34 protein-coding genes are annotated in these 26,730 nt (G+C 63.3%); 14 read left to right on the top strand and 20 right to left on the bottom strand.

All coding sequences use genetic code 11. From position 1 onward, the window contains the following. Positions 1–76 precede the first annotated feature (76 nt). Complete coding sequence (locus ACVRRC_RS12365; protein ID WP_020306894.1) at positions 77–304, top strand: DUF3820 family protein; 228 nt, start codon at positions 77–79, stop codon at positions 302–304. 18 nt (positions 305–322) lie between these two features. Here the strand turns inward: ACVRRC_RS12365 and ACVRRC_RS12360 are convergent, their stop codons facing one another. Beyond that, positions 323–853 carry a hypothetical protein gene (locus tag ACVRRC_RS12360; protein ID WP_045158670.1) on the bottom strand — a complete coding sequence of 177 codons (531 nt, stop codon included), beginning with the start codon at positions 851–853 and terminating at the stop codon, positions 323–325. A gap of 257 nt (positions 854–1,110) precedes the next feature. On the opposite strand from ACVRRC_RS12360, the gene ACVRRC_RS12355 reads away from it, so the two are divergent. The 3 genes from ACVRRC_RS12355 to ACVRRC_RS12345 all read left to right on the top strand — a co-directional run bounded on the left by ACVRRC_RS12355 (position 1,111) and on the right by ACVRRC_RS12345 (position 4,202). Next, complete coding sequence (locus ACVRRC_RS12355; protein WP_020306891.1) at positions 1,111–1,761, top strand: c-type cytochrome; 651 nt, start codon at positions 1,111–1,113, stop codon at positions 1,759–1,761. Further along, positions 1,758–2,681 carry a c-type cytochrome gene (locus ACVRRC_RS12350; protein WP_472997068.1) on the top strand — a complete coding sequence of 308 codons (924 nt, stop codon included), beginning with the start codon at positions 1,758–1,760 and terminating at the stop codon, positions 2,679–2,681. Before ACVRRC_RS12355 ends, ACVRRC_RS12350 begins: the two co-directional genes overlap by 4 nt. A 399-nt stretch (positions 2,682–3,080) precedes the next feature. Beyond that, positions 3,081–4,202: a beta-ketoacyl-ACP synthase III gene (locus tag ACVRRC_RS12345; RefSeq protein ID WP_013983461.1), complete on the top strand. Its 1,122-nt coding sequence runs from the start codon at positions 3,081–3,083 to the stop codon at positions 4,200–4,202. A gap of 49 nt (positions 4,203–4,251) precedes the next feature. Here the strand turns inward: ACVRRC_RS12345 and ACVRRC_RS12340 are convergent, their stop codons facing one another. The 5 genes from ACVRRC_RS12340 to ACVRRC_RS12320 all read right to left on the bottom strand — a co-directional run bounded on the left by ACVRRC_RS12340 (position 4,252) and on the right by ACVRRC_RS12320 (position 7,840). Beyond that, positions 4,252–4,659 (bottom strand): SufE family protein, encoded by a 408-nt coding sequence (locus ACVRRC_RS12340; RefSeq protein ID WP_125912006.1) that lies wholly within the window; start codon positions 4,657–4,659, stop codon positions 4,252–4,254. Continuing rightward, positions 4,656–5,861, bottom strand: a complete 1,206-nt coding sequence (locus ACVRRC_RS12335) for an aminotransferase class V-fold PLP-dependent enzyme (protein ID WP_472997067.1) — start codon at positions 5,859–5,861, stop codon at positions 4,656–4,658. Before ACVRRC_RS12335 ends, ACVRRC_RS12340 begins: the two co-directional genes overlap by 4 nt. A 71-nt stretch (positions 5,862–5,932) precedes the next feature. Then, on the bottom strand, positions 5,933–6,967 hold the full coding sequence (dapD, locus tag ACVRRC_RS12330) for a 2,3,4,5-tetrahydropyridine-2,6-dicarboxylate N-succinyltransferase (protein WP_011913942.1): 1,035 nt from the start codon (positions 6,965–6,967) through the stop codon (positions 5,933–5,935). Between the two features lie 44 nt (positions 6,968–7,011). Next, a complete protein-coding gene (locus tag ACVRRC_RS12325; RefSeq protein WP_013983458.1) occupies positions 7,012–7,383 on the bottom strand; it encodes an ArsC family reductase in 372 nt (123 codons plus the stop codon). A 127-nt stretch (positions 7,384–7,510) separates the two neighbouring features. Then, positions 7,511–7,840 (bottom strand): thioredoxin family protein, encoded by a 330-nt coding sequence (locus ACVRRC_RS12320; protein WP_014597248.1) that lies wholly within the window; start codon positions 7,838–7,840, stop codon positions 7,511–7,513. 130 nt (positions 7,841–7,970) lie between these two features. Here ACVRRC_RS12320 and ACVRRC_RS12315 point away from each other — a divergent pair, with 130 nt between their 5' ends. Both ACVRRC_RS12315 and ACVRRC_RS12310 read left to right on the top strand, forming a co-directional pair. Next, the gene (locus ACVRRC_RS12315; RefSeq protein ID WP_011913939.1) at positions 7,971–8,216 is read left to right on the top strand and encodes a hypothetical protein; all 246 of its coding nucleotides are present in this window, start codon (positions 7,971–7,973) and stop codon (positions 8,214–8,216) included. Positions 8,217–8,230: 14 nt separating this feature from the next. Then, the gene (locus ACVRRC_RS12310) at positions 8,231–8,392 is read left to right on the top strand and encodes a hypothetical protein (protein ID WP_011913938.1); all 162 of its coding nucleotides are present in this window, start codon (positions 8,231–8,233) and stop codon (positions 8,390–8,392) included. Between the two features lie 40 nt (positions 8,393–8,432). Here the strand turns inward: ACVRRC_RS12310 and dapC are convergent, their stop codons facing one another. The 5 genes from dapC to purM are packed head-to-tail and all read right to left on the bottom strand — an operon-like array spanning position 8,433 to position 12,823. Continuing rightward, on the bottom strand, positions 8,433–9,629 hold the full coding sequence (gene dapC, locus ACVRRC_RS12305; RefSeq protein ID WP_472997066.1) for a succinyldiaminopimelate transaminase: 1,197 nt from the start codon (positions 9,627–9,629) through the stop codon (positions 8,433–8,435). A gap of 50 nt (positions 9,630–9,679) precedes the next feature. Further along, the gene (locus ACVRRC_RS12300) at positions 9,680–10,345 is read right to left on the bottom strand and encodes a COG3650 family protein (RefSeq protein WP_472997065.1); all 666 of its coding nucleotides are present in this window, start codon (positions 10,343–10,345) and stop codon (positions 9,680–9,682) included. Between the two features lie 53 nt (positions 10,346–10,398). Further along, positions 10,399–11,109: a DUF3108 domain-containing protein gene (locus ACVRRC_RS12295; RefSeq protein ID WP_011913935.1), complete on the bottom strand. Its 711-nt coding sequence runs from the start codon at positions 11,107–11,109 to the stop codon at positions 10,399–10,401. An 8-nt stretch (positions 11,110–11,117) separates the two neighbouring features. Further along, complete coding sequence (purN, locus tag ACVRRC_RS12290) at positions 11,118–11,765, bottom strand: phosphoribosylglycinamide formyltransferase (protein WP_014597244.1); 648 nt, start codon at positions 11,763–11,765, stop codon at positions 11,118–11,120. After that, on the bottom strand, positions 11,765–12,823 hold the full coding sequence (gene purM / locus ACVRRC_RS12285) for a phosphoribosylformylglycinamidine cyclo-ligase (protein ID WP_472997064.1): 1,059 nt from the start codon (positions 12,821–12,823) through the stop codon (positions 11,765–11,767). The genes purN and purM overlap by 1 nt, the downstream gene beginning before the upstream one ends. Before the next feature lie 342 nt (positions 12,824–13,165). Here purM and ACVRRC_RS12280 point away from each other — a divergent pair, with 342 nt between their 5' ends. From ACVRRC_RS12280 to hda, 3 genes are read left to right on the top strand one after another with little or no spacing between them, the layout of a single operon-like run. Beyond that, positions 13,166–14,224 carry a DUF2066 domain-containing protein gene (locus ACVRRC_RS12280; RefSeq protein WP_472997063.1) on the top strand — a complete coding sequence of 353 codons (1,059 nt, stop codon included), beginning with the start codon at positions 13,166–13,168 and terminating at the stop codon, positions 14,222–14,224. 60 nt (positions 14,225–14,284) lie between these two features. Next, entirely contained in the window at positions 14,285–15,382 is a 1,098-nt protein-coding gene (locus ACVRRC_RS12275; protein WP_080940972.1) for an AI-2E family transporter, read from the top strand. Beyond that, the gene (gene hda / locus ACVRRC_RS12270; protein WP_013983450.1) at positions 15,379–16,083 is read left to right on the top strand and encodes a DnaA regulatory inactivator Hda; all 705 of its coding nucleotides are present in this window, start codon (positions 15,379–15,381) and stop codon (positions 16,081–16,083) included. Before ACVRRC_RS12275 ends, hda begins: the two co-directional genes overlap by 4 nt. Positions 16,084–16,123: 40 nt before the next feature. Here the strand turns inward: hda and ACVRRC_RS12265 are convergent, their stop codons facing one another. Genes ACVRRC_RS12265 through arsC form a run of 3 tightly spaced genes read right to left on the bottom strand, consistent with a single transcriptional unit; the run spans position 16,124 to position 17,482 of the window. Beyond that, positions 16,124–16,534, bottom strand: coding sequence for a DUF2069 domain-containing protein (locus ACVRRC_RS12265; protein WP_011913930.1), 411 nt, complete (start codon positions 16,532–16,534; stop codon positions 16,124–16,126). Further along, positions 16,527–17,132, bottom strand: coding sequence for an NAD(P)H:quinone oxidoreductase (wrbA, locus tag ACVRRC_RS12260; protein WP_013983449.1), 606 nt, complete (start codon positions 17,130–17,132; stop codon positions 16,527–16,529). Before wrbA ends, ACVRRC_RS12265 begins: the two co-directional genes overlap by 8 nt. Beyond that, on the bottom strand, positions 17,129–17,482 hold the full coding sequence (gene arsC, locus ACVRRC_RS12255; protein ID WP_019406606.1) for an arsenate reductase (glutaredoxin): 354 nt from the start codon (positions 17,480–17,482) through the stop codon (positions 17,129–17,131). The genes wrbA and arsC overlap by 4 nt, the downstream gene beginning before the upstream one ends. A 156-nt stretch (positions 17,483–17,638) precedes the next feature. On the opposite strand from arsC, the gene ACVRRC_RS12250 reads away from it, so the two are divergent. Together ACVRRC_RS12250 and ACVRRC_RS12245 are read left to right on the top strand one after the other, a co-directional pair. After that, entirely contained in the window at positions 17,639–18,871 is a 1,233-nt protein-coding gene (locus ACVRRC_RS12250) for a virulence factor BrkB family protein (protein WP_014597239.1), read from the top strand. Positions 18,872–19,018: 147 nt separating this feature from the next. Then, a complete protein-coding gene (locus ACVRRC_RS12245; protein ID WP_014597238.1) occupies positions 19,019–19,216 on the top strand; it encodes a hypothetical protein in 198 nt (65 codons plus the stop codon). 2 nt (positions 19,217–19,218) lie between these two features. Here the strand turns inward: ACVRRC_RS12245 and ACVRRC_RS12240 are convergent, their stop codons facing one another. Continuing rightward, positions 19,219–19,608, bottom strand: coding sequence for a hypothetical protein (locus ACVRRC_RS12240; RefSeq protein ID WP_013983445.1), 390 nt, complete (start codon positions 19,606–19,608; stop codon positions 19,219–19,221). Positions 19,609–19,831: 223 nt separating this feature from the next. Here ACVRRC_RS12240 and ACVRRC_RS12235 point away from each other — a divergent pair, with 223 nt between their 5' ends. Then, positions 19,832–20,287 carry a TlpA family protein disulfide reductase gene (locus ACVRRC_RS12235; RefSeq protein WP_011913925.1) on the top strand — a complete coding sequence of 152 codons (456 nt, stop codon included), beginning with the start codon at positions 19,832–19,834 and terminating at the stop codon, positions 20,285–20,287. Between the two features lie 7 nt (positions 20,288–20,294). On the opposite strand, the gene ACVRRC_RS12230 is transcribed toward ACVRRC_RS12235, so the two are convergent. From ACVRRC_RS12230 to ACVRRC_RS12215, 4 genes are all read right to left on the bottom strand, one after another. Further along, positions 20,295–20,864, bottom strand: coding sequence for a lytic transglycosylase domain-containing protein (locus tag ACVRRC_RS12230; RefSeq protein WP_221292309.1), 570 nt, complete (start codon positions 20,862–20,864; stop codon positions 20,295–20,297). Between the two features lie 5 nt (positions 20,865–20,869). Next, the gene (locus tag ACVRRC_RS12225) at positions 20,870–21,802 is read right to left on the bottom strand and encodes a hypothetical protein (RefSeq protein ID WP_019406607.1); all 933 of its coding nucleotides are present in this window, start codon (positions 21,800–21,802) and stop codon (positions 20,870–20,872) included. Between the two features lie 9 nt (positions 21,803–21,811). Beyond that, positions 21,812–23,527: a proline--tRNA ligase gene (locus tag ACVRRC_RS12220; RefSeq protein WP_045158678.1), complete on the bottom strand. Its 1,716-nt coding sequence runs from the start codon at positions 23,525–23,527 to the stop codon at positions 21,812–21,814. Between the two features lie 155 nt (positions 23,528–23,682). After that, positions 23,683–24,978 (bottom strand): OprD family porin, encoded by a 1,296-nt coding sequence (locus ACVRRC_RS12215; protein ID WP_011913921.1) that lies wholly within the window; start codon positions 24,976–24,978, stop codon positions 23,683–23,685. Positions 24,979–25,416: 438 nt separating this feature from the next. Here ACVRRC_RS12215 and ACVRRC_RS12210 point away from each other — a divergent pair, with 438 nt between their 5' ends. Together ACVRRC_RS12210 and ACVRRC_RS12205 are read left to right on the top strand one after the other, a co-directional pair. Then, positions 25,417–25,839 carry an HIT family protein gene (locus ACVRRC_RS12210; RefSeq protein WP_472997062.1) on the top strand — a complete coding sequence of 141 codons (423 nt, stop codon included), beginning with the start codon at positions 25,417–25,419 and terminating at the stop codon, positions 25,837–25,839. A gap of 2 nt (positions 25,840–25,841) precedes the next feature. After that, positions 25,842–26,048: a SlyX family protein gene (locus tag ACVRRC_RS12205; RefSeq protein ID WP_014597223.1), complete on the top strand. Its 207-nt coding sequence runs from the start codon at positions 25,842–25,844 to the stop codon at positions 26,046–26,048. Between the two features lie 45 nt (positions 26,049–26,093). Here the strand turns inward: ACVRRC_RS12205 and ACVRRC_RS12200 are convergent, their stop codons facing one another. Continuing rightward, the gene (locus ACVRRC_RS12200) at positions 26,094–26,702 is read right to left on the bottom strand and encodes a cold-shock protein (RefSeq protein WP_156243608.1); all 609 of its coding nucleotides are present in this window, start codon (positions 26,700–26,702) and stop codon (positions 26,094–26,096) included. Positions 26,703–26,730 lie beyond the last annotated feature (28 nt).

The following is a 26,730-nucleotide window of genomic DNA, read 5'->3' as shown; positions in this document are numbered from 1 at the left end:
GGCAGTTGCGCTCTGCACGGACGCAGGAAGGCGACCTGTGGCAGTATCGGCGCCTTATCACCTGGCCATCAGAACGATGAAAGCCGAAGACCTCGAACGCCTGGTCACTCAGACGATGCCCTATGGCAAGTACAAGGGGCGCCTGATTGCGGATCTGCCCGGCCACTACCTCGGCTGGTTTGCCCGTGTCGGCTTTCCGCCAGGCAGCCTCGGCCAGCTGCTGGCGCTGATGCACGAGATCGACCACAACGGGCTGTCCGCGCTGCTGGAGCCGTTGCGCCGCGGCAGGACGCAGCGGCGTTAGCCTCGCCTTCGGGCCGGATTACTGTTCGGTCTCGGCACGCAGGGCTTCCAGCGCGGGCGCGGCATAGATGCCGACATCCACAGCCAGCCCCAGCAGCCGTGGCACGTCGCAGGTGTAGACCAGTACCGCCTGCAGCTCATCGTCCAGCGGCTCACTGAAATCCACCAGCACGTAACCGCCTTTCTCGGGATAGAGGCTGCTCAACTGCACTTGAATGCGGTTCAGCGCGGTCAGCGGCTCGGTCTTGGCGAGCTGCTTGGGCTTCAGCACGAAGCTGACGCTCTCGCCGAAAGACGCGACGATCTGGCTGAACAGATCCTGGTAGTCATCTGCCTGGAACAGCACCGTGTCCGGCAGGCTGCCCACCACTACCCATTCGCCCAGCGGAATGGGGAAGCTGTCGTCATAGTTGATGTCCGGATTGGCCTCCAGAAAGGCCTGCGGATCGGCATAGGCCTGGGCGGCTTCATCCGCGATCCGAGCGATTTCTTCATCGGTCATGCAACCGGAGCTGATGAGCGTAAGCAGCTCGGCGAGTTGATCTTTCATGGGTGTTCCTGAGGTGGGGGCGGGCAAGGATAGCCAACCTCGTCGCCTTGTGCGCGACCAGCGTGATTCTCCCAGAGGCCGCTTCGTCAGCTATATGCAAACGAGTTCTAAGCTTATTCTGTTTCTAGAGGTCAGCCCGGCCGCTGTGATAGCGTTTTCATGCGACAAGCTGCCGCATACCGCCAACAGAACAGAGCGTCGCGCGACGACGCCGGGTAGCGGACAGCATAACCACAACAGCTGATGAGGCGCTTTTCATGAACTCCACCCACTGGCCCCTGGCCGGCGTGGCTGCGTTGTTGCTGACGATGCAGGCACAGGCCGCCGACGGGCAGACGATCTATGCACAAGGGGGTGCCAACCCAGCCGCCATGGCCTGCGCGACCTGCCACGGCGCCGATGCGATGGGAATGGCAGCGGCGGGCTTTCCGAGACTTGCCGGAATCGCTGCGGGCTACAGCCGCAAGCAGCTCGAAGACTTTCGTTCCGGTGCGCGCAGCAACCCGATCATGCAGCCGATAGCCGCTGCGCTGACGGATGAGGAGATGAATGCCGTCGCAGCGACCCTGGAGGCCATGCCTGCTCCGACCTTCGCTGCCACCAGCCGAGCAGAGAAGGCCGAAGGCGTCGGCGCACGCCTGGCGCTGCGCGGCGCCTGGGAGCGCAACATTCCCGAATGCGTGGCCTGCCATGGCCCCGGTGGCATGGGGGTCGGCGCGAGCTTCCCGCCACTGGCGGGACAGTCGGCCCAGTATCTCGGTGCTCAGCTCAACGCCTGGCGCCAGGGCACGCGCAAGAACGATCCGAATGATCTGATGGGACATATCGCTCGGGCGATGAGCGACGACGAGGTTCAGGCCGTAGCAGGGTATTTCGCCGACCTCGGGCAGAAGGAGACCGGTCAATGAACACGCATCTGCTTCCTACGCTGCTGGCGCTGTTCGTGAGTGGCGCGGTGCTGGCCGCCGAGATCAAGATGGACGATCAGTCCCAGCTGACTCAGAAGGCGACCAAGGGTGCCGGGGAGCGCTACTTCCAGCCGCCCCAGGAAAAGGACCTGCCGAGCAACGCCTATGGCGAACTGGTTCAGCAGGGGCGAGCCATCTTTGTCGACACGCAGAAGCATGCGGCCGAGTACGTCGGCAACGGCATGAACTGCACCAACTGCCATCTGGATCAGGGCCGCAAGGCCAACTCCGCGCCGCTGTGGGGTGCCTATCCGATGTATCCGGCCTATCGGAAGAAGAACGACAAGGTCAACAGCTATGCCGAGCGGGTGCAGGGCTGCTTCCAGTTCAGCATGAACGGCACGCCGCCAGCGGCGGACAGCCACGTCATCAATGCACTGACGGCCTACTCCTACTGGTTGTCCACCGGCGCTCCCACAGGTCTGGAACTGCCGGGGCGGGCGTATCCGGAAGTCCCGCAGCCGGAAGGGGGTTTCGACATCGCCAAGGGCAAGCGAGTCTATGCCGAGCAGTGCGCGATCTGCCACGGGGACAACGGCCAGGGGCAGAAAGCCGGAGATGGTTATGTGTTTACACCGCTGTGGGGAGCGGACTCGTTCAACTGGGGCGCCGGCATGCACCGAATCAATACCGCAGCGGCCTTCATCAAGGAGAGCATGCCGCTCGGCAAGGGCGGCACCCTCAGTGATGCCGACGCCTGGCATGTCGCGGCCTACATGAACAGCCATGAGCGCCCGCAGGATCCGCGCCTGATCGAGGGTTCGGTGGAGAAGACGCGGGAGAAGTACCACGCCAACGATGGCATCAACCTCTATGGCCAGCAGGTCGATGGCGTGCTGCTCGGGCAGGGCGTCAAATAGCGCTGCAGGCTACGCTGTGAACAGAAGAGGGCGCCAAGTGGCGCCCTCTTCATATTCAGACCGTGCAGTCACGGGGTTATGCGCCGAATGGCTTAATTACAGCGATTGTAATCTGCGCAATGTTACGGATTCTTTCAGCTTTTCATGCACAATAGCTGCCATTACAGATCACGAGAAAGCGTAGCGAGCGAAGGCCGGACAAGGCGAAACGCGGATGAGACAGCAGCGTTTACCGGTGGTGAACGAGCATTTCTGCCCGCTTTCAACGCAGCCCGACCACAGTGCAGCAGCTTGCCCGAGTCTGGTTAAAGAGGCGCTGGAATGATCGTGGTTGGCCAAGGCTAGCCGCCGTACCGTCCCACCGTCAGTACGATCAAGCCCTATTCGAGAGGAACGACTGTGTACAACGTCGTCATCAGCGGTACCGGCCTTTACACCCCTGCCAGCAGTATCTCCAACGACGAACTGGTGGAGTCCTTCAATACCTACGTGCACCGCTTCAACAGCGAGAATGCCGCGGCCATCGAGGCCGGTGAGGTCCAGCCGCTGGCCGAATCCAGCTCTGCCTTCATCGAGAAGGCCTCCGGCATCAAGAGCCGCTACGTCACCGACAAGGCCGGCATCCTCGACCCCGAGCGCATGGTTCCGCGCATTCCGGAGCGCAGCAATGACGAGTGGTCGATTCTCTGCGAGATGTCGGTCAAGGCAGCGGAAGAAGCGCTGGCCCGCGCCGGCAAGACGGCGGCCGATATCGATGGCGTGATCGTCGCCTGTTCCAACCTGCAGCGCGCCTATCCGGCCATCGCCATCGAGGTGCAGGCCGCACTCGGCATCAAGGGTTTCGGCTTCGACATGAACGTCGCCTGCTCGTCTGCGACCTTCGGTATCCAGAACGCGGTCAACAGCATCAAGCTCGGCCAGGCCCGCGCCATCCTCATGGTCAACCCCGAAATCTGCACCGGGCACATGAACTTCCGCGACCGCGACAGCCACTTCATCTTCGGCGACGCCTGCACCGCGGTCGTCATCGAGCGTGAAGACCTGGCCACCTCCGCGCATCAGTGGGAGGTGCTCAGCACCAAGCTGGTGACCGAATTCTCCAACAACATCCGCAACAACTTCGGCTTCCTCAACCGCACCGCCGAAGAGTACATGAGCAACCCGGACAAGCTGTTCATCCAGGAAGGCCGCAAGGTCTTCAAGGAAGTCTGCCCGATGGTGGCGGAGCTGATCGGCGAGCACCTGAGTGAGAACGGCATTGCGGTGGAGTCGGTCAAGCGCTTCTGGCTGCACCAGGCCAACCTGAACATGAATCACCTCATCGTGCGCAAGCTGCTCGGTCGTGATGCCACCGAGGAAGAAGCGCCGGTGATTCTCGACACCTACGCCAATACCAGTTCGGCCGGCTCGGTGATCGCCTTCCACAAGCATCAGGACGACCTGCCCAGCGGCAGCCTAGGCGTGCTCAGCTCGTTCGGCGCCGGTTACTCGATCGGCAGCGTGATCCTGCGCAAGCGCTGATCGCGGGAGAGGGCCGTTCGTAGGCTGGGCTGTAGCCCAGCTATGACGATCAGCCGGTCAGCTCACGCATTCGCTGCAGCACGGCATTCATGCCGTTGCTGCGCGAGGGCGACAGTTGGCGTGACAGGCCGAGGCTTGCGAACCAGCCGGCCATGTCCACTCGGGCCAGTTCATCCGCATCCAGCCCATTGACCCGCGCCAGCAGTACCGCCAGCAGGCCGCGAATGAGCCGGGCGTCGCTGGCGGCGCGGAAATGCCAGCGGCCATCCTGGCAATGGCCTATCAGCCAGACGTGACTCTCGCAGCCGGCGACGCGGTTGGTCTCGCTGCGTTCGCCATCGTTCACCGGCTCCAGCCGTTCTCCCCACTGCATCAGCAGGCGTGCGCGCTGCTCCCAGCCAGGCGCCTGGGCGAAGGTCGCCAAGGCCTCGCGGGCGGCGTCGGGCAGTTCATTCATCGCAGCAGCTCCAGGGCCTGGTCCAGCGCATCGAAGAAGCGCTGCAGATCGTTGTGGTCGTTGTACAGGCCGAGTGAGATGCGCGTGGCGCCATCCAGGCCGAGATGCCTCATGAGCGGCATGGCGCAGTGGTTGCCGCTGCGCACGGCGATGCCCTGTTCGGTGAGCAGGTGACCGAGATCGGAATGGTGCACACCGTCGACAACAAAGCTGGCCAGCGCGACCTGTGGCGCGCCGAGCAGACGAATGCCGCTGCGCTCGGCGAGGCCGGCGAGCAACAGGTCGTGCAACGCCTGTTCATGTCGGCCGACCGCGGTGGCGTCGAGGGCGGCGAGATAGTCCAGTGCGGCGCCCAATCCGATCACGCCGGAAATCGGCGGTGTGCCGGCCTCGAAACCCAGTGGCGCAGCGTGAAACTCGGCGCTCTGGTAGTCGGCGATCCGCACCATCTCGCCGCCGAACTGCCAGTGACGCAGCTGCAGCAGGGATTCGCCGCGGCCATAGAGCGCGCCAACGCCATCCGGGCCATAGAGCTTGTGGCTGGACAGCACATAGAAGTCGCAGCCCAGCGTGGTCATGTCATGGCGCCCGTGGACCACACCTTGCGCACCATCGACGACGGTCAGCGCACCCTGCGTCTTGGCCAGGTGCAACAACTGGTCGAGCGGCTGCCAGCAGCCGAGCACGTTGGACAACTGACTCACCGCCAGCAGCCGCGTGCGCGGCCCGATCAGCCCGGCGGCCGCGGCGAGGTCGATACGCCCGGAGGCGTCGATGGGCAGCACCTGCAGCCTGGCCTCGCGCCGTCTGGCCAGCTGCTGCCAGGGCAGCAGGTTGGCGTGATGCTCGAGGGCGCTGATGACGATCTCGTCGCCGGCTTCGATCAGGTGTTCCAGACCGTAGGCAAGCAGGTTCAGCGCTTCGGTCGCGCCACGGGTGAATACGATTTCGGTCGGGCAGGCGGCATTCAGCCACTTGGCGACTTTGATACGGGCGTCTTCGTAGGCACGGGTGGCGCGTTCGGCAGGTTGGTGCTGGGCACGGTGCACATTGGCCGCACCGCAGGTGTAGTAACCGCTGAGGGCATCGATCAGTGCCTGCGGCTTCTGTGCCGTGGCGGCGCTGTCGAGGTAGGTCTGGCCTTGTGCTTCGAGCACGGCCAGAGCGGGGAAGTCAGCGCGCCAGGGGGAGAACAGGGCCATAAGCGGCAAGCCTCGTGCAACAGGGTGCGGCAAGGCAGGCGCTCATGGCTCGCAGCTTGCCGCTGCTCCCGTCAGTTATGCGCGTGCAGCGCCTCGTTCAGCTCGATGGCCGACTTGTGGGTCTTGCACTCCACGGTGCCGGTCTGCGAGTTGCGGCGGAACAGCAGGTCGCTTTGGCCGGCCAGGTCGCGAGCCTTGACCACTTTCACCAGCTGGTCGTTCTCGTCGAGCAGGCTGACCTTGGTGCCAGCGGTGATGTACAGGCCCGACTCAACCGTGTTGCGATCGCCCAGCGGAATGCCGATGCCGGCATTGGCGCCGATCAGGCAGCCTTCGCCAACCGAAATGACGATGTTGCCGCCGCCGGAGAGAGTGCCCATGGTCGAGCAGCCGCCGCCCAGGTCCGAACCCTTGCCAACGAACACGCCGGCCGAAACGCGGCCTTCGATCATGCCCGGACCTTGGGTGCCCGCATTGAAGTTGATGAAGCCTTCGTGCATGACGGTGGTGCCTTCACCCACATAGGCGCCGAGGCGCACGCGCGCGGTATCGGCGATACGCACGCCGGCCGGCACCACGTAGTCGGTCATCTTCGGGAACTTGTCCACCGAGAAGACTTCCAGCAGGTCGCCCTTCAACCGCGCTTCCAGTTGGCGCTCGGCCAGTTCGGCGAGATCCACGGCGCCCTGGTTGGTCCAGGCGACGTTGGGTAGCAGCGGGAAGATGCCGGTCAGGTTCAGGCCGTGCGGCTTGACCAGACGATGGGAGATCAGGTGCAGCTTGAGGTAGGCCTCGGGCGTCGAGGTCAGGGCTGCGTCTTCGGCCAGCAGGGTAACCACCAGCGGGCGCTGGCTTTCTGCCAGACGGGTCAGCAGGGCATGCTGGGCGGTGTCCAGCGGCTTCAGCGCGTCGGCCAGCTGCGCCGCCTGGGTGGTGGTGATGGCGATCGCCTGGTTGCCGCCGGCGTAGCCGAGCAGCGGGGCGATGGCGTCGACCAGCTCGCCGGCCGGTTGCAGCAGCGGCTGCGCGTAGAAGACTTCCAGCCAGTCGCCCTGGCGGTTCTGGGTGCCGACGCCAAAGGCGAGGCTGAAGAGGGTTGCAGACATGGGATTATCCTTTTTCGATGGCCGCGCCGTCCGGCGAGCGGCTGTCAGTTCGGCGCTGCCAGTGCGGCAGCGTAAAGATCGGGCTTGAAGCCAATCAGGGTTCTGTCGCCCAGGTCGAGTACCGGGCGCTTGATCATCGACGGTTGGGCCAACATCAGCTCGATGGCCCGGGCCTGGTCAAGATCGGCCTTGGCAGCGTCGTCCAGTTTGCGGAAGGTGGTGCCGGCACGATTGAGTACGGTCTGCCAGCCATGCTCGTTGCACCAGGCTTCCAGGTGGGCGCGGTCGATTCCGGCGCTCTTGTAGTCGTGGAACTCGTAGTTCTGCCCATGTTCGTCGAGCCAGGTACGGGCCTTTTTCATGGTGTCACAGGCTTTGATTCCGTATAGGCACAACCGCTGATCGGGTTCGGACATGGGCGACTCTCCAAGGCTCCTGCAAAACTGGACGGCGGATTATGCCACGGCTTGCCTGCCGATGGTCGCGAAGCACGGGGTCAATGCCGGTATCGCCAGGCTCCGTGGCCGCGTGGTTGCACGCGGTTCAGCCTCGTCCGGCTGCACCCAGGGCCTGCTCGATGGCCCGCAAGTCCTGCGGGCGAACCACGCGTCCCAGCTCCTGGCCCTTGCTCAGCAGAATCAGCGTAGGCCACAACTTGACCCGGAACGAACGTCCCAGCGGCCGCCCCGGACCATCTTCAATCTTCAGATGGGTGATGCCTGACCGGTCCGCCAGCGCCTTGCCGATCAGCGGTTGGGCGGCGCGGCAGTGGCCGCACCAGGCCGTGCCGAACTCCAGCAGCACGGGGCCTTCCAGCGCGTCCACGTCAGCGCGGCTTGGTTCGATGTTCGCGTAGTGCTCGGTCATTTCCACTGGGGCGGCCCTCCGGATTGCGCGTATAGGTTCGAGCCTGCCATGGGCATGACGTTCAGCCGGCGGTCTCGACCTTTTACGCGGATGCTGTTGTCCATTGATGACAATCGCAACGGTGAGGTGATGACTAATGGCACGCAAGCATTTCGAGAAGTTCGAGGCGATTTCTTCGGCGGTGCCTGCTGAAGATGCGTTCGAGGCGGTGATCGCCATCAAGCGGCGCGACAGCGACGAGGACGTGCAGGTGTTCAAGGTCGCCGACGGTCGTCGCTATGACCTGGCATCGGAAGCGGACGCCATCGCCGAGGCCGCGTTGACTAAAGTTATAGAGGTCAGCGACGAGGGTCAGCTGATCTGGGAAGAACATGCCATCTGAAAAGGGGCTACCTGATGAACGAGCATGACGAGCGGACAGAACGGCAACACGGCGAGGCGCATCCCGAGCCGCGCGACGAGCATCCGGGTGCGGACATTCCCGAGCACATGAAGCCAGAGAACCTGGAGAAGCTGCGCGACTACGGCAAGGACATGATCCCGCCTGGCGTGGCTTGAGGGATCGTCAGGCCGGGCGGTCGGACCGCCCGGTGCGCTGTCAGAGCGTTTCGATGAAGTGGCGAATTCGCTGTGCTGCTTCGATGCATTCGGCTAGCGGTGCGACCAGCGCCATGCGCACGCGTCCGGCACCCGGAGAGGCACCATCCACCTCGCGTGACAGGTACGACCCGGGCACCACGGTGACGTGCTCGCGGGCGAAGAGCTCACGGGTGAATTGCTGGTCATCCACCGGCGTTTTCGGCCAGAGATAGAAGCCACCATCCGGGCGCTGCACGTCCATCACCGGCGCGAGGATATCCAGCACCGCGTCGAATTTGGCTCGATACAGCTCGCGATTGGCGCGCACATGTATCTCGTCGTTCCAGGCGGCGATGCTCGCCAGCTGGGTCTGCACCGGCATGGCGCAACCGTGATAGGTACGGTAGAGCAGGAATGCCTTGAGGATTTCGGCATCACCGGCGACAAAGCCCGAGCGCAGGCCCGGCAGGTTCGAGCGCTTCGACAGGCTATGAAACACCACGCAGCGCTTGTAGTCGTTGCGACCCAGTGCAGCGCAGGCGCTGAGCAAGCCTGCAGGGGGATTGGCCTCGTCGAAGTACAGCTCGCTGTAACACTCGTCGGCGGCGATGACGAAGTCGTGCTCGTCCGCCAGGGCGATCAGCCTCTGCAGTGTTTCCAGCGGTACCAGAGCACCGGTCGGGTTGCCTGGCGAGCAGAGGAAGAGGATCTGACAGCGCTGCCAGATCTCCGCGGGCACGGCCTCGAAATCCGGGTTGAAGCCGTTCTCTTCGAGGCACGGCAGGTAGTGCGGCGTGGCTCCGGCGAGCAGCGCTGCGCCTTCATAGATCTGATAGAACGGATTGGGGCTGACCACCAACCCATTGGCGTTGCGATCGACCACGGCCTGGGTGAAGGCGAACAGTGCTTCGCGTGTCCCGTTCACCGGCAAGACATGGCGCGCCGGGTCCAGCGCCTCGGCAGCCAGGCCGAAACGCCCTTCGCACCAGCGCGCGATGGCTTCGCGCAGCGCAGGAATGCCGAGCGTGGTCGGATAGACCGAGAGTTGGTCGAGGTTGTCCGCCAGCGCCTGGGCGACGAAATCCGGCGAACGATGCTTGGGTTCGCCGATCGACAGGGCGATGGCGCGCTTGTCCGCAGGCGGTTGGACGCCGGCAAGCAGCGTGCGCAGTTTCTCGAAAGGGTAGGGGTGCAGCAGATTCAGGGCGTTGTTCATGAGTGCTGTTCTTTCAGGATGAGCGCGGCGACCGCCCCGCATTCGTTGTTTCAGTCGCCGCGTCCGCCGCCATAGTAAGCGCAGCCGCGCAGGGTCTGGCCGTCCAGGCGAAGTTCGGCGCTCAGATGGCTGACGGTCCCGCTGGCGCTGTCGACGCAGCGCTGCGGTGCGACCCAGAGATCCAGCTGCTGTGCATTGGCCTCGCTGGTGAAACTGAGTTGCCCGCCGGGCAGTTGCTCCTCCAGGTAAGGCAGGGCAACCGGTTCCTGCCCGGGGCGGGTCAGCAGCATGCCGCGAGAGGTCACGTTGACGGTCCAGCCCGGCTCATGGCCACTGGCGCGTAGGATCAGGTGCTTGAAATTCTCCTCGCCGCAGCCGTGGCCTTCGCGCTGCAGGCGATAGACACGGGTCAGCGCGAACTGGCCGGTCTCGTTCGGCCTGGCCTGGCTGAACGTGCCGCGCAGGTCGGCGAACAGGCGGTCCTGCCGGCCGATCACCAGCGCCTGGACCTCTTCCTGCAAGCCTGTCTTTCCCTCGAGCAGGTTGAGCAGCCGCTGGCCCTGGCAGCTCTGGAACTGCAACTGGCCATCGACCTGGCGCAGCTCGCCTTGCAGGCGCTCGGTGGCCACTCGCGAGGGTGCCCGATCAGCAAAGAAGGATTGGCAGCCGGCCAGGGACAGCAGCAGCGCGATCAGCAGGGAGCGTGAAAGGGCCATCGGTGAACTCGGAGAGATTGCGGGGCGGCGACCGCGATGGCCGCCGTGATGGATCAGTTGCCTTTGACGGTCTTGCCGCCAACGCTGCCCTCTTCGAGCATGATCTGGTACTCCTTGCCGTCCTTTTCCACCTGATGCAGCCGGACCAGCAGGTAATCCCAGTCCTTGGCGAACCAGAGGATGGTTTCACGCTTGCTCTGGGTCGGGTCGCGCACGCGCTCGACCTTGATCGCATCGACCTGACCGGCCTTGGTGCTGACCTTCTCCTGGCCGAGCACGCGGAAATCGTAGGTTTCGATTTCGTCGCCATCCACGACCTGGTAGCTCATGCTCTTCTTGCCGGCTGCCACTTCATGCTGCAGAGCCACCTGGTAGGTGGACTTGTCCAGCAGGCCGACGTGCAACGGCAGCTTCACCGGCTCGCCGCGGTCGCTACCCTCGACCACCTTGTTGTCCCAGTCGAAACGGTGCTCGACACGCTTGCCCTTGCCCAGACCGCTGCGCTTGAGGCGATAGGACTGCGGCAGGAAGGTGTCGCCTTCGGTTCGGAAGGTGCTGCGCTCGTTGAGGCTGGCGACCAGCATGGAGGCGTCGAAGTCCAGCCGCCAGCTGCCATCGTCCAGTTGCTCGAGGCTGCGCTGGGCGGTGCCACTGACCGGTACCTGTTTCCAGTCGGCGGTGTAGCTGGCGGAGAAGGGCTTGAGCTCCAGGGCCTGGACCGGAAGGGCCAGCACGGCGAGAGCAAGCAGCAAGGCGCGACGCATGGTATCTCCTAGATTTTGATCTGATAGCCGGAGACCGGCAGGGTGACGCCGTCCAGCATCGCGCCTTGTTCGGCGAGGCGCAAGCGCCCCTCGGCGAACCAGCGCATGGCCAGCGGGTAGATCTGGTGTTCGGCTACATGCACCCGCTGGGTCAGGCTTTCGATGTCGTCGCCTGGTTTGACCTGCAGGGCGGCCTGGAGGACCACCGGGCCGCCGTCCAATTCCTCGGTCACGAAATGCACGCTGCAGCCATGCTCTGCATCGCCCGCCTCAAGCGCGCGGCGATGGGTGTCGAGCCCCTTGTACTTGGGCAGCAGCGACGGATGGATGTTGAGCAGGCGGCCGTGGTAGTGACGGACAAAGCCAGGGCTGAGGATGCGCATGAAGCCCGCCAGGATCACCAGATCCGGGGCATGGGCGTCGATCAGTTCCATTAGCGCGGCATCGAACGCCTCGCGGCCATCGAACGCCTTGTGATCCAGAACGGCGGTGGGGATGCCGGCGCCCTTGGCCCGGGTCAGGCCGAAGGCATCGGCGCGGTTGGCAATCACGGCGCGAATGCGCGCCGGGTTGCCTTCGTGCTGGCTATCGATCAGTGCCTGCAGGTTGCTGCCGGACCCCGAAATCAGCACCACTACGTTGCAGGTCGTGCCCATCAATGCTGTTTCAGGTTGTTCAGTACGACGCGTTCCGCGCCTTGCGCTGCAGTGGCGATCTGGCCGATGACCCACGGTGCCTCACCGGATGCGCGCAGGTTGGCCAGGACGGACTCGACCTGCTCCTGAGCCACGCAGATGACCATGCCGACGCCGCAGTTGAGCACGCGGTGCATCTCGTGTTCGTCGACGTTGCCCTTTTCCTGCAACCAGTCGAACACCGCCGGGCGAGTCCAGCTGGCGACATCGATCACCGCCTGGGCACCTTCGGGCAGCACGCGCGGGATGTTGTCGAGCAGGCCGCCGCCGGTGATGTGGGCCATGGCCTTGACCGCCCCGGTATCCTTGATCAGCTTGAGCAGCGGCTTGACGTAGATGCGGGTCGGTGCCATCAGCAACTCGGTGAGCGGCTTGCCGGTCAGCTGGGTGTTCTCGATATCGACACCGGCCACCTCGATGATCTTGCGGATCAGCGAATAACCGTTGGAGTGCGGGCCGGAGGAGGGCAGCGCGATGAGGGCATCACCGGCCTGCACCTTGGAGCCATCAATGATCTCGCTCTTCTCCACCACGCCGACGCAGAAGCCGGCCAGGTCGTAATCCTCGCCTTCGTACATGCCCGGCATCTCGGCGGTTTCGCCACCCACCAGAGAGCAGCCGGCCAGTTCGCAACCGGCGCCGATGCCGGTGACCACGGTGGCGGCCACGTCGACGTTGAGCTTGCCGGTGGCGTAGTAGTCGAGGAAGAACAGCGGCTCGGCGCCACAGACCACCAGGTCGTTGACGCACATGGCGACCAGGTCCTGACCGATGCTGTCATGCTTGTTCAGGTTCAGCGCCAGACGCAGTTTGGTACCGACGCCGTCGGTACCGGAGACCAGCACGGGCTGCTTGTAGCCTGCCGGGATTTCGCACAGGGCGCCGAAGCCGCCCAGGCCGCCCAATACCTCAGGTCGTGCGGTGCGTTTGGCCACGCCCTTGATGCGTTCGACCAGCGCTTCGCCTGCATCGATGTCGACGCCAGCGTCCTTGTAGCTGAGGGAGGGTTGCTTGCTCATAGAATCCGGGCCTGTGAAAGGAGTGCGGGTGTCGACCGGTTGGTTGCTGCATGCGTGCTCGTGAAAACGCCGCCGGCGGCTCGGCTGTCTCGAGGAAGCCGGGCAGGCCCGCGGGCATTTCCCAAGGCCCGAATGCCGGGCGTGAGAGCGCCGGAACCGGTCTGCGGAAAGCGCGCGATTTTATCAGGCTTGCCGCATAGCGGCCATCCCGCAACGCTATCGGTGCCGCCTGACGGTTGGTGTGTCTGTGAGGTAGGCGGTTGCCGCCTCTGGGCCGCCTGTTTAAGGTGTAGCGTCCTGTCGCCCCACAATCCTGCCCCGGCTTGCCTGCGAGAATCGATCATGCGCCTTATCTATCGTTCACTCATCCTGTGCCTTGCGCTGGGCATGGCATTGCCTATTCAGGCCGAACAGCTCAGAGGCCTGTATCAGGTGCGTGAGGCCGTCTCCGGGCAGCAGGCGCAGGAGCGCGCTGCCGCCCTGCAGCGGGCATTCGACACGCTGCTGCTGCGCCTGACCGGCGACGCCGAGGTCGGCAAGCGCCAGGCTGTTGCCGCCCTACGCGAAGATCCGCAACAACTGATCAGCAAGTATGGTTATGAAGGTGAGCATATCGTCGTCGACTTCGACCCCGGCACTACCGAGCGCAGCCTGCGTCGCGCCGGCGTAGCGCTGTGGGGGGCGAATCGGCCGAGCGTGCTGGCCTGGTGGCTGAACGAGCGGGTCGAAGGCACCCAGTTGCTCGGCGACGGCCAGGACAGCGCTGCGCCGTTGCGTGCCGCTGCGCAGCATCGCGGATTGCCGTTGCGCCTGCCGTTGGCCGATCTGTCCGAGCAGCTGCTAGCCACGCCCGAAGCGTTCGGCGCGAACAGCCAGCAGACGCTGGGCGAGGCCTCCGAACGCTACGATGCCGATGTGCTGTTGGCGGTGCACGCACGCGAAGGCGACTCCGGCTGGCAGGCACAGTGGAAGGTGTGGCTCGACGATGGTCAGCGCGATGGCAAGGCGAAGGGTGAAAACCTCGAGGCGCTGGCTGACGCGGTGATGCTGGCGGTCAGTCAGTATCTCGCGCCGCGTTATGTGGTCGCGCCGGGCGCCGCTTCGGATATCACCCTGGAAATCATCGGCGCCGACGTGGCGCGCTTCGCTGAGCTGGATCGCCTGCTCGAACCCTTCGGCGGCAGCCTGCTACGGGTTGAAAGCGATCGCCTGGTCTACCGTGTCAACGCCAGCCCCGAGCAGCTGCGTGCGCAGCTGTCGCTGGCACGATTGCACGAGGTCAGCGAGGACGAGCTGCCACTGGATGCGCGGCAACCGATGGGCGAAGGGCCGGAAGGCACTGAACCCGCCCAGCCGCCAGCAGACTCCCAGGGCGGCACTGTGCTGCGCTTCCGCTGGTGATCCGCCTCCCTGCGATCGATCTCCAACCGAGACAACTGTCCTGCAAGGAAGCCATCGAGCATGACCATGAATGATTCGAACCGCTGGCTGTGGCTGGCGGGCCTGTTGCTGTGCATCTGGCTGGTGTATCTGCTGACCCCCATCCTGACGCCGTTTCTGATCGGCGTTCTGCTGGCCTATCTGGGCGATCCGCTGGTCGATCGCCTGGAGCGCTGGGGGCTGTCACGCACATGGGGCGTCATTGCCGTATTCGCGTTGTTCAGCCTGCTTTTGCTGGTGTTGTTGCTAGTGCTGGTGCCTATGCTGGGCAAGCAGATGGTCAGGCTGTATCAATTGGCGCCACTGGCTCTGGATTGGCTGCAGCACGTGGCGTTGCCGTGGGTCCAGACGCAATTCGGGTTGGAAGACGGCTTCTGGCAGCTCGATCGGCTCAAGGCGGCCTTCACCGCGCACCTGGGCAGTACCACCGATGTGCTGGGCATGATTCTGAGCCGCGCCACCGCTTCCAGCCTGGCGCTGCTGGCCTGGATCGGCAATCTGCTGCTCATCCCTGTGGTCAGTTTCTATCTGTTGCGCGACTGGGACCTCATCATGCTCAAGCTGCGCAGTCTGCTGCCGCGCAAGCGGGAGGGCATGGTGGTGCGGTTGATGAGCGAATGCCACGAGGTCATCGGCGCGTTCCTGCGTGGTCAGCTGCTGGTGATGCTGGCGCTGGCGATTATCTATGCCTCCGGCCTGATGCTGGTGGGGCTCGAGTTGGGGCTGCTGATTGGCGTGTTGGCCGGGCTCGCCAGCATCGTGCCCTATATGGGGTTCGTCGTCGGCATCGGTGCAGCGGTAATCGCCGCGCTGTTCCAGTTCGGACTGGCGCCTTATCCGCTCATCGGCGTGGCGGTTGTGTTTGCCGTGGGGCAGATGCTCGAAGGCATGCTGCTGACGCCACTGCTGGTGGGCGATCGCATCGGGCTGCATCCGGTCGCGGTGATCTTCGCCGTGCTCGCCGGTGGGCAGCTGTTCGGTTTTACCGGTGTGCTGCTGGCGCTTCCGGTGGCAGCGGTGATCATGGTTCTGCTGCGCCACGTGCACGATCTCTATAAACTCTCGGACCTTTACGCCGAGCCCGCCGGTGCACCGGCCGAACCACCCGGTCAGCCATGAAACCCATCCAGCTTCCCCTAGGCGTCCGCCTGCGCGACGACGCCACCTTTGCCAACTTCTACCCGGGCGCCAATGCTGCGGCGCTCGGCTATGTCGAGCGCCTGTGTTCGCCTGCCGCGGGGTGGTCCGACGAGCTGATCTATCTCTGGGGGCAGCCGGGCGTCGGTCGCAGCCACCTGCTGCAGGCAGCCTGCTTGCGGGTCGAGGAGCGCGGCGAGCTGGCCGTGTATCTGCCGCTGGCCGAGGTTGCCGAGTATGGACCGGCATTGCTGGACAACCTGGAGCAAAGCGAGCTGGTCTGCCTGGACGACCTGGATGCCGTGGCTGGCGACGCCATCTGGGAAGAGGCATTGTTCCATCTGTTCAACCGGCTGCGTGATGCGGGGCGGCGCTTGCTGTTGGCGGCCGATGCGTCGCCGCGCGAGCTGGCCATCAAGCTGCCCGATCTGCAGTCGCGATTGAGTCTGGCTCTGGTGTTCCAGCTGCAGCAGCTTTCCGACGAGGACAAGCTGCGGGCGTTGCAGTTGCGCGCCTCGCGCCGCGGCTTGAACTTGCCGGACGATGTCGGTCGCTTCATCCTGACCCGCGGCTCGCGCAGCATGAATGCACTGTTCGAACTGCTGGACCAGCTGGATCAGGCGTCGCTGCAGGCGCAGCGCAAGCTGACCATCCCCTTCCTCAAGGAAACCCTGGGCTGGTAGAGGATTGGCGGGCGCGCATCGCTGCGCTTCCGCCGTCCGTTCAGGCCTCGCCGGCGGCCTTGCGCTCGTATTGATAGCTCCAGCGCGTATACAGCAGCGCCGCGACGAAGAGCGTCAGGCTGATGGCCGCTTCCAGCACGCCGTAGATCATTCGCGCCGGATCGATCGCGGCCAGCACGCCCTGGATGAAGTACAGGTTGACGATAAAGCAGGTCCAGGCATGCGCGCGTGGGCTGCCGGCCAGCATGCCGGGCGCGACCAGTGCCAGCGGGATGAGCTGGATGCTGAGCACGACCCAGATGCGTGCGCCGTGCAAGTCGGCGAATGCGAGGTTCCATACGGCCAGCAGTGCTGCCAGGCCGAAAAAGCTGGCAAGGCTGATCACCCGGCTGGATTTCACCCGGGGGGCGAGCCACTCCAGCGGTGGCAAGGGTTTGCGCTTCTTAGCCACGCGGGGTCTCCAGCTGCTGTGCGGTGCGCGCCAGGCGCTGCCCGAGGGCGCGACAAAGCGCGATTTCATGTTCGTCCAACAGCCGCTTGCCATCCGCGCCTGCATGGTGGCTCGGACCGTACGGAGTGCCGCCACCGCGCGTTTCCAGCAGTGCGTTCTCGCTGTAGGGCAAGCCGAGCACGAGCATTCCGTGATGCAGCAGAGGCAATAGCATCGACAGCAGGGTGCTTTCCTGGCCGCCATGCAGGCTCGAGGTCGAGGTGAAGACACCGGCCGGTTTGCCAACCAGTTCACCGGTCAGCCACAGGCTGCTGGTACCGTCGAGGAAGTACTTCATCGGCGCTGCCATGTTGCCGAAGCGCGTCGGGCTGCCGAGGGCCAGGCCCGCGCAATTCTTCAGATCTTCCAAGGTCGCATACAGGGCACCTGCATCGGGAATGGCCGGGGCGACCGCTTCGCATTCAGTGGACACGGCGGGCACCGTGCGCAGGCGTGCTTCCAGACCGGCCATCTCCACGCCGCGGGCAATCTGCCGGGCCATCTCGGAGGTGGCGCCATGACGGCTGTAGTAAAGCACCAGGATATAGGGCGTGCTCACGGCAGGATCTCCAGCACTCTTTCCGGCGGGCGACCGACGATCGCCTTGTCGCCTGCCACCAGGATTGGGCGCTCGATCAGCCGCGGGTGTTTGACCATCGCCTCGATGAGCTCGGCTTCGCTGAGTTCGGGATTGGCCAGCGCGAGGCTCTTGTATTCATCCTCGCCGGTGCGCAGCAACTGGCGGGCGGAGAGCCCCAGCTTGTCGAGCAACGCACGCAGTTGCGCAGCGGTCGGTGGCGTTTCCAGGTAGCGCACGATGGCAGGTGTCAGCCCGCGGGTCTCCAGCAGCTCCAGCGCGCTGCGCGATTTGGAACAGCGCGGATTGTGGTACAGAGTGAGTTCGGTCATTTGTAGTTGCGTCAGGCCGGATGAGGTGGCCATTCTAACCCTCAAAGGGACGCTGGCCGAAATCTGGCGCCTCGCCAGCTCCGGGCACGCTTGTCTCGGGCTGTGGTCGTAAGCGCTGTCGCGCCAATGGCTGCAACAGCCCAGTAAGGAGAAGGGATGCATCAGCGCATCGACAACACGTTCGAGTTCGGCCGTTTCCTGGTTCGGCGCTTTATGGCCGATCAGGGACCGCAAAGCGCTGCGGCGCTGACCTACACCACGTTGTTCGCCGTGGTGCCGATGATGACCGTTACCTTCGCCATGCTCTCGGCGATCCCGGCATTCAAGGGGGTTGGCGAGCAGATCCAGTTCTACATCTTCAACAATTTCATTCCGTCCACCGGGGCGACCATTCAGGAATACCTGCTCGCCTTTACCAGCCAGGCGCGCCAGCTCACCTGGTTCGGTGTGGGATTTCTGATGGCCACGGCGTTGATGATGCTGCTGACCATCGAAAAGGCGTTCAACACCATCTGGCGCGTCCGCCAGCCGCGCCGAGGCGTCTCCAGCTTTTTGCTCTACTGGGCCATCCTCAGCCTTGGCCCGCTGCTGCTGGGCGCCGGTTTTGCCACCAGCACCTACATCGCCTCGCTGTCACTGATCTCCGGGCCGTATGCGCTTATCGGCGTCGGTACGCTGATCAAGGTCATGCCGCTGCTGCTGAGCGTGGCGGCGTTCACCCTGATCTACGCCGCTGTTCCCAACACCCGGGTGCCGCTGCGGCATGCCCTGGTGGGTGGGGTCTTCACTGCGGTGCTGTTCGAGGCGGCGAAGCAGATGTTCGGTGTCTATGTCAGCTACTTTCCGAGCTATCAGCTGATCTACGGCGCTTTCGCGGCGGTGCCGCTGTTTCTGTTGTGGATCTACCTCTCATGGATGATCGTGCTGTTCGGCGCGGAACTGGTCTGTGGTCTTTCCTCGTCGCAACAGTGGCGCCGACGCCCACTGCCGCGTCTGCTGGTGATGCTGATGCTGCTGCGCAACCTGCACGAGCGGCAGCAGGAGGGGCGCGAGCTGCATCTGCGTGATTTGCACAAGGCGGGGCTCAGGCTGCCGGAGGACGAGTGGGACGACATCCTGGGCTTCTTCGAGCAGGAGCAGCTGGTCTGTCGCACCGGGTCTGGTGGCTGGGTGCTGTGCCGCGATCTGAATCACTACAGCCTGGATCAGCTGCTGCGTTGCAATCCCTGGCCGCTCTCGGCGCGAGTCGAACTACCGGAGCAGCTCAATGAGCCCTGGTACCCGACATTGCGCCGCTCGCTCGAATTGCTGCAGCAAGAACAGGCCAATCTGTTCGGCGGCAGCCTGGCGGACTGGCTACAGGCGAACGGTGACAAAAAACGTCAGTAACGGAAGGAATGCGCAGGCCCAGATATCAACGGCGCTCATGGGCGCTCGATTTCCCTGCGCTGGGACGCGCGCAGCCACGCGTGCGGCCGGTTGGCTCAACGCTGGCACGCTTCTGGCTATAACCTGGATAGTTGAGAGGACGGCCTGATGAACGGCAAGCGCAGCACCATTCTTTATCTGCACCAGCGAGCGCCCGATGCGGCGCTCGAGGCGTTGAATCGTCTGACCGGTCTGCGCTTTACGCAGTGGCCCGAATCATTGGTCGATCGTGCCGATGCGCTGACTGGAACCACAAGTGCCGATGCGGTATGCCAGTCGGAAAAGCCGAAGGTGGTCAGCGGCTGACTTCAGGCCTGGATGGCCTGTTTCTGCGCAACGGGCTCGACCGGGTGCACGAACAGCTCTTCGACGATTACCGCCGTGACCGCCGCGGCAGGGCGTACATGAATCTGCAGATCCTCGATCTTGTGCCGAACTGGCAGTCGCGCGACGCCTGATAGCAGGATCTTGCCGGCGCCATCAGTGCGTCCGTGGTCCACGGCCGCTTCGCGAAGCTGCTGGCCATCGCGGTACTTGGCAATGAGCGACACCGTCAACCCTGGATGCCCCTGCAGTTGCAGCCAGCTTGCAACGTTGTATTCGGCGACGCGGCCCTCATAGGTGGTCAGCGCGATGACGGCTTGTTCGACGATGCGTGCGGGTACGGTACCGATCAGTTTGTCGTGATGTTGAGACATGGCTTCGCTACTGGCAGGCGGTGATGGGTGCGGAATTATAGGCAGCGCACCCGTGGCAAAACTGTGCACTTGGCCGCCGCACCACGTGACCCGACTCGCATAACGACAAAAACGCGCCGGTAACTTGGCGCCTTCGGTGGCTCCGTCAGGATATGGTGCGGTTGAGGTGCCCTTGCGGCGAGGGAGGCGGTATGCTCTGCCTAGTGTGTAGGGGATAGCCACCATGACCAGACCGCTCGCTTCGCTCCTTCTATGTTCCTGCCTGTTCCTGTCGGCCTGCGATAACGGCTGGGGTGTCGATCAGCATGGGCGCGAAATCACCGCGGCGCAGTTGCAGGGGCGTTGGCTGCTGATCAACTACTGGGCCGAATGGTGCGGGCCGTGCCGAACCGAGATCCCCGAGCTGAATGCATTGTCCGAGGCCGATCACGGGCTTGAGGTGCTGGGGGTCAACTTCGATGAGCTGCGTGGCGAGGAGCTTGCCCAGGCAGCCGAAACCCTGGGAATTCGGTTTCGCGTGCTCAGCGATGATCCGGCCGAGCGTCTGCAGTTGTCCCGTAGCGAAGTGTTGCCCGTTACCTATCTGGTGGACGACAGGGGCACCGTCCGCCAGCGCCTGGTGGGTGAGCAGACCGCCGAAGGAATACTGGCGCATCTGGCTCGCCTGAAAGACCAGTGAATTCCGGTCAGGGTTTGACGTACCAGAAATCCTGCCAGAAACCGATCACCTTGGCCGGGTAACGATTCTGGCCGAGGCTGCCGTTGTAGCGCGCCAGCGCCCGATTGATGTCGCCCTTTTCCTTCTGCAGGTAGTAGCTGAGGATCGTGCAGCCATAGCGCAAGTTAGTTGCATTGTCGGTGAGGTTGTCCTGGGGGCGTCCCAGTTCAGCTTTCCAGAAAGGCATCACCTGCATCATGCCTTGCGCACCGACGCTGGAAATGGCGAAGCGGTCGAAGCGGCTTTCGGCATGAATCAGCGCCAGCACCAGTTCCGGCTTCAGTCCGGCCTTGCTCGCCTCCCGGTGGACCAACCTCAGCAGCGACAGGCGCTCCTCGGCGTCCGGGACATAGCGTTTGAGCCGCCCGGACATGTCGACCAGCCAGACCTCGGCATCGAAGCGATCCTGAAAGCTGTCCGCCTCGGCGACCGTACGCTGCATCAACTCGCGCAGTTCCGGTTCCGGAGCCTGGCGAATGTTGGCCGCCGCCGGCAGCGCGCCGAGCAGCAATGCGAGCACGATACCGCGCAGCTTCATCGTGCTCAGTTCCCGTCGCTGCCTTCGATCAGGCTTTGCAGGAACTGCTGTTGCAGCTCCGGATCGTTGCGTGTCAGCTCGATCAGGCTCTGCTCCAGTTCGCTGGCTTCTTCTTCCAACCCCAGCTCCGACAGGCGGCGAACGCGATGTACCCACTGTGCCACATCGTCGCCCTCAAGATCGTCGAAGATCAGGTCATGGGCTTCCTGTAGCTTGCCGCGCAGCTTGTGGCTGACCAGTAGCGTGGCGTCGGCACGGGTGCCGTCCTGAGCGTCTTGCACGGATAGCTGCAGCTTGCCTACCTGTGAGATGTCCTGGTCGGCGAAGGGCCCGTCGAGAAGGTTCAGGCGCAGCACGCCGAATCTGTCCGTCGACAGCTCATGCGTATGCGGACCGGCGACAACCAGAACCGGGCGTTCGGCCCAAGGCAGGCTGGTGTATTCGAGGCGTGCGTCCCGGCGTTGTTCATTGATGCTGGCAAGGTTCTGCTGCGAGCGACCATTGGATTCGACGTTCATGAACGGGTTCATGCCGGCGAAGCCGTAGCTGATCCAGCCGCGAGTCGCCTGCTCGGGCAGATTGCCGAGCAGCACCACGTTGAGCACGTTGGCCCCGACGCCTGCCACCACCGCGACTGCACCCAGCGGGATCTCGTACAGCTCACGCCAGGGCTGGTAGGGCGTATAGCGGTCATAACGACGGGTGACTTCGAAGTCGGTCACTTCGAACGTCTTCTGCTCCTGCACACGAATTCGCCGTTGTGGCAGCTCGAGTACCTGCGGTTCGCCAAGCTCGATGCGAAGGCTGTGGTCGAGCAGCTTGCGCTCGGTGCGGGCCTCATGCTCGCTACGCTGAGGCAGGTGATTGGCGCAGCCGCCAAGCAGAAGCGCCGCACAGAGCGCGGCGCTGGTTGAAGCGACAAGATGTCGGTTGAGCATGGTTTCCGATCAGCGATGAGCACGCGAGTTGATGAAGGACAGGATTTCCGATGCGGCGACCGGCTGCGGCTGGGCATCGCGGCGATGCTTGTACTCCAGCATGCCGTCTGCCAGCCCGCGATCACTGACGACAATACGGTGCGGGATGCCGATCAGCTCCATGTCGGCGAATTTGACGCCGGGACTGGTCTTCTTGTCACGATCGTCAAGCAGGACTTCGTAGCCGGCTGCGGTGAGTTCGGCGTAGAGCTTGTCGGTGGCTTCGCGAACCGCCTCGGTCTCGTACTTCATCGGTACCAGCGCAATCTGGAATGGCGCCAGGGCGTCCGGCCAGAGAATGCCGCGCTCGTCGTAGTTCTGCTCGATGGCCGCAGCCACCACGCGGGAAACCCCGATGCCATAGCAGCCCATGATCAGGGTCGCCGGCTTGCCGTTCTCGCCCATGACCTGGCAGTTCATCGCTTCGCTGTACTTGGTGCCGAGCTGGAAGATATGACCCACTTCGATGCCGCGCTTGATCACCAGGCAGCCCTTGCCGTCCGGGCTCGGATCGCCAGCCACCACGTTGCGCAGGTCAGCAACCTGCGGCAGCGGCAGGTCACGTTCCCAGTTCAGGCCGAAATAGTGCTTGTCGTCGACGTTGGCGCCGGCAGCGAAATCCGCCATCAGGGCGACGGAGCGATCGACCACGCATTGAACCGGCAGTTTCAGTGGGCCCAGGGAGCCAGGGCCTGCGCCGATGGCGGCACGGATCTCGGCTTCGGAGGCAAACACCAGCGGGCTGGCGACCTGTTCCAGGTTGGCGGCCTTGATCTCGTTCAGTTCGTGGTCGCCACGGATGATCAGTGCGATCAGCTGGTTCTTTTCGACACCATGCACCACCAGCGTCTTCACCGTTCTTTCGACCGGCAGACCGAACTGTTCGACCAGTTCGGCGATCGTCTTGGCGTCCGGCGTGTCGACCAGGCGCAGCTCCTCAGTGGCTGCTGCACGCTCGGTTTCGCGGGGGATGGCTTCGGCCTTCTCGATATTGGCAGCGTAGTCGGAGCTGTCGCTGAAGGCGATGTCGTCCTCGCCGGATTCGGCCAGCACATGGAACTCGTGGGAGCCAGTACCGCCGATGGAGCCGGTGTCGGCCTGCACCGGACGGAAATTCAGGCCCAGGCGGGTGAAGATGTTGCAGTACGCCTGATGCATGCGATCGTAGGTTTCCTGCAGCGACTCCTGGGAGAGATGGAAGGAGTAGGCGTCCTTCATCAGGAATTCGCGTCCGCGCATCAGCCCGAAGCGCGGGCGGATCTCGTCACGGAACTTGGTCTGGATCTGGTAGAAGTTGATCGGCAACTGCTTGTAGCTGTTCAGCTCATTGCGGGCCAGGTCGGTAATGACTTCTTCGTGGGTAGGGCCCACGCAGAACTCGCGGTCGTGACGATCCTTCAGGCGTAGCAGCTCGGGCCCGTATTGCTCCCAGCGCCCGGACTCCTGCCACAGCTCGGCCGGCTGGATGGCGGGCATCAGAACTTCCAGTGCGCCAGCCTTGTTCATTTCCTCGCGAACGATGGCCTCGGCCTTGCGTAGCGCTCGCAGCCCCATCGGCATCCAGGTGTAGAGGCCGGAAGCCAGCTTGCGGATCATCCCGGCACGCAACATCAGCTGGTGGCTGATCACCACGGCATCGGAAGGGGTTTCTTTGAGGGTTGAGAGCAGGAACTGACTGGTGCGCATGTGGCCGTTATGTCCTTGCAGAGGCTGGAATTAGGCTCGGCATTGTACGGCGCGCGTGGTGCGGCGTACAGGACAGGTACGGTCGCTTGGGCGACGGAAACGAAGAGCCCGGCTTTCGCCGGGCTCCTTTGCATCGAATGAGCTGCGCGCCTGGGTTACAGGATGCTCAGCGGGTATTCGATGAAGGCGCGGATCTCGTTCAGGTCCGCGCTGCCAGCGTCACGCAGAGCGCCATTGGAACGGTAGATCGAGTTGCGCAGCTTGAGAGACAGGTCCTTCACCGGGCCGCTCTGTACGACGTACTGGACCTGGTTGAAGAACTCGCGCTCCTTGCCTTCGCCAGCACCGGTGTCGATGTTGTCGCCGTAGACGTAGGCGGTCTTCCAGAACAGTCCTGGTGCGCCAAAGCTGCTGAAGTCCAGCTCATAGCTAGCCTGCCAGGAACGCTCGTCCTTCCAGTTGAAGTCTGAGTAGTAAGAGTTGGCGACCCAGATGGAGAAACCGCCATCGCCAATGTCGTAATCGTAACCGCGGTCTCCGCTTACGCGCTGATGGGCCAGGATGAAGGCATGGGCGCCAACGGAGTACTTGGCAGCCAGGCTCCAGATGGTGTTGTCGTGCGACTCGCGATCAGCAAGTTGTGTGATATTCCCATCGTCGTCACGATCCGCGTCGGCGAATTGGACATAGTCCTTGTCATAATCGGAACGGTAGATATTGAAGTCGAAGCTCAGCGCCTGCTCGCCGCTGAACGGCATCACATAGTTGACGTTCGCATACTTCTTCTTGGCGACGTCTTCGTTGTCAGCGTAGTACAGCGATGCGCTCAGGTTCTCGTTGAATGCATATGTGCCGCCGACAACGTTGATGCTCTTCAGGCCGACGTCGTCGCGGCTCGACGAAGGCATGGAGCTGTCGGCCGTGAAGCGGCCGGCGTTCAGTTCCAAGCCTTCGATTTCGTTGCTAGTGATCAGCGTGCCGGTAAACGACTCGGGCAGCAGGCGGGAGTCGTCGTACGTGAGCACGGGCATCATCGGCATCTGATTGCCGTATTTGAGGACGGTGTTGGATACCTGGAACTTGATGGCTGCGCCGGCTTGCGACAGGTCGCGCTCGGGGTCGCCATTGGAGTCGCGCTCGAACATGGCGCCATAGTTGTAACCACGACCGCCATCCAGGCGTACGCCCAGGATGCCGTAGGCATCTACGCCGACGCCGATGGTGCCTTGAGTGAAGCCGGATTCGAACGTGGTGATGAAGCCTTGGCCCCAGCTGCGTACGTCGTCAGCGCCGTCCTTGTAATCACGGTTGTAGTAGGTGTTACGCAGCAACAGATCAAGGCTCGCGTCCTCGACAAATCCCTTGGACTCCGATTGCTGGCTGGCCAATGCCATCTGGGAGGTGCCCGCCGCTACGGCCAGGGCGATTACGCTCCACTTCATCACTTTCATTGTGATTGCTCCTTTGGTTTGAATTTGGTGCTTGCCCGTCCGCGGTGAGCGGAAAGGGTGCAACTTCTTAGTCCCGCATCAGGCTTTAGCCAGTTATGGCCGCTGTTCGCGAAAAGCCATCCAGAGAATGTACTGTGTAGCCCTAGTGCAGCGCTAGAGCAAGCTGTGTGACGCCTATTGCGGCGTTTTGAAGCCCTTGCAGCGCCTGCTACCTGCTCTTCTGCAAAAAGCGCACCCAAATGCATTTTCGAGGCTTTTGCGACGCTTCATGGCATCCAGTTAAGCGCTGTTGCACCTTCAGAGGGCGCCTTCTGATGGTGCGGCCCCATCTTCGCGCAGACAGGTCAGGGTTGTTAGCTTTCCTGTCTGGAGTATGCTTCTGAGTGTTCGGGTAGTGCAGTCCCGCACTGCTTCACAATCAGGTCGAAGGGGAGTGTCATGTTCGTTCTCGATTCACGTTTGGAGCAGGACACCCTGCCGCTCGGGGACTTCCCGCTGTGCCGGCTGCTGTTGATGAACGATGCTCATTATCTGTGGTTCATTCTGGTTCCGCGGCGCGAGGAGATAAGCGAGTTGTTTCAGCTCGATCCGGCCGACCAGCAGGCGCTGTGGCGAGAAACCACCGCGCTGGCCGAAACCGTCAAGGATACCTTCGGTGCGGACAAGATGAATGTCGCCGCGCTCGGTAATGTAGTTGCACAACTACATATGCACGTCATCGCCAGGCGTCGGGACGATGCGGCCTGGCCGGCGCCTGTTTGGGGCAAGCAGCCGGCGCAGCCCTATACCGAGGGTCAGGTAGCGGCGATCAGGGAAAAGCTGCGGTTGGTACTTACCGGCGATTTTCGTTTCGAGGAATGATGATGGATCTGGAGTCTCGTGTAACAGACCTGGAGGCGCGGTTGGCCTTTCAGGATGACACCATTCAGACGCTCAACGATGTGCTGGTCGAGCAGCAGCGACTGGTGGAACGTCTGCAACTTCAGTTGGGTGCGCTGGCGAGACGGCAGGAGGAAATGCAGAGCTCGCTGGATGCGGGCGAAGATGAGGCGCCGCCGCCTCACTATTAATTATTGCGAGCGAGATTGGCTGGTCTCGCTCGCGGCTGGACCGTCTCAGCGGGCCGAATCTACGGTGACGACATCCTCGGCCTGCAGGCCCTTGTCACGCATCATGATGGTGAATTCCACGCGCTGACCTTCCACGAGAATACGGTGGCCCTCGCCGCGGATCGCGCGAAAGTGCACGAATACGTCGTCACCGCTATCCCGGGAAATAAAGCCGAATCCCTTCGATGTGTTGAACCACTTCACGGTGCCCGATTCGCGCCCGGCTGCCGGCAGGGGGCTCGCTTTCTGGTGCGCGGGTTTCACCTTTGTCGGGCGTTCCTGGGGCGTGGCAAGGTGGAGCAGGACGGCAATCAGGGCGAGCAAGACGCTGGCCAGGGTAGCCGGTTGGCCTGCGATCTGCGGCAAGGGGGCGAGCAGGATGGTTGCTTGCAGGGCAATGGCGACCAGTAGGAGTGTCGATGTGGCGATGATGACCGGGCGGGTTCGGCTGTCGTCCAGTTTGGCAGAAGGAGCGAACTGCGCATTCAGCAGGCCGAGCATCAGCAGGCACAAGGCTTCGGGCTGCAGGAGAAGCGGCATTCCGCCGCGTAGACTGGGTACAAATGACAAAAGCAGGGCAATGACGCCCGCCAGGACATGAACGATCTTAAGCATTCTTGGTATGGCTCACGGTTAATAACAC

Source organism: Stutzerimonas sp. LR2 (assembly GCF_055755175.1).
Note: the sequence above shows the minus strand (reverse complement) of the source record. Positions and strands in the feature narration are given on the sequence as shown.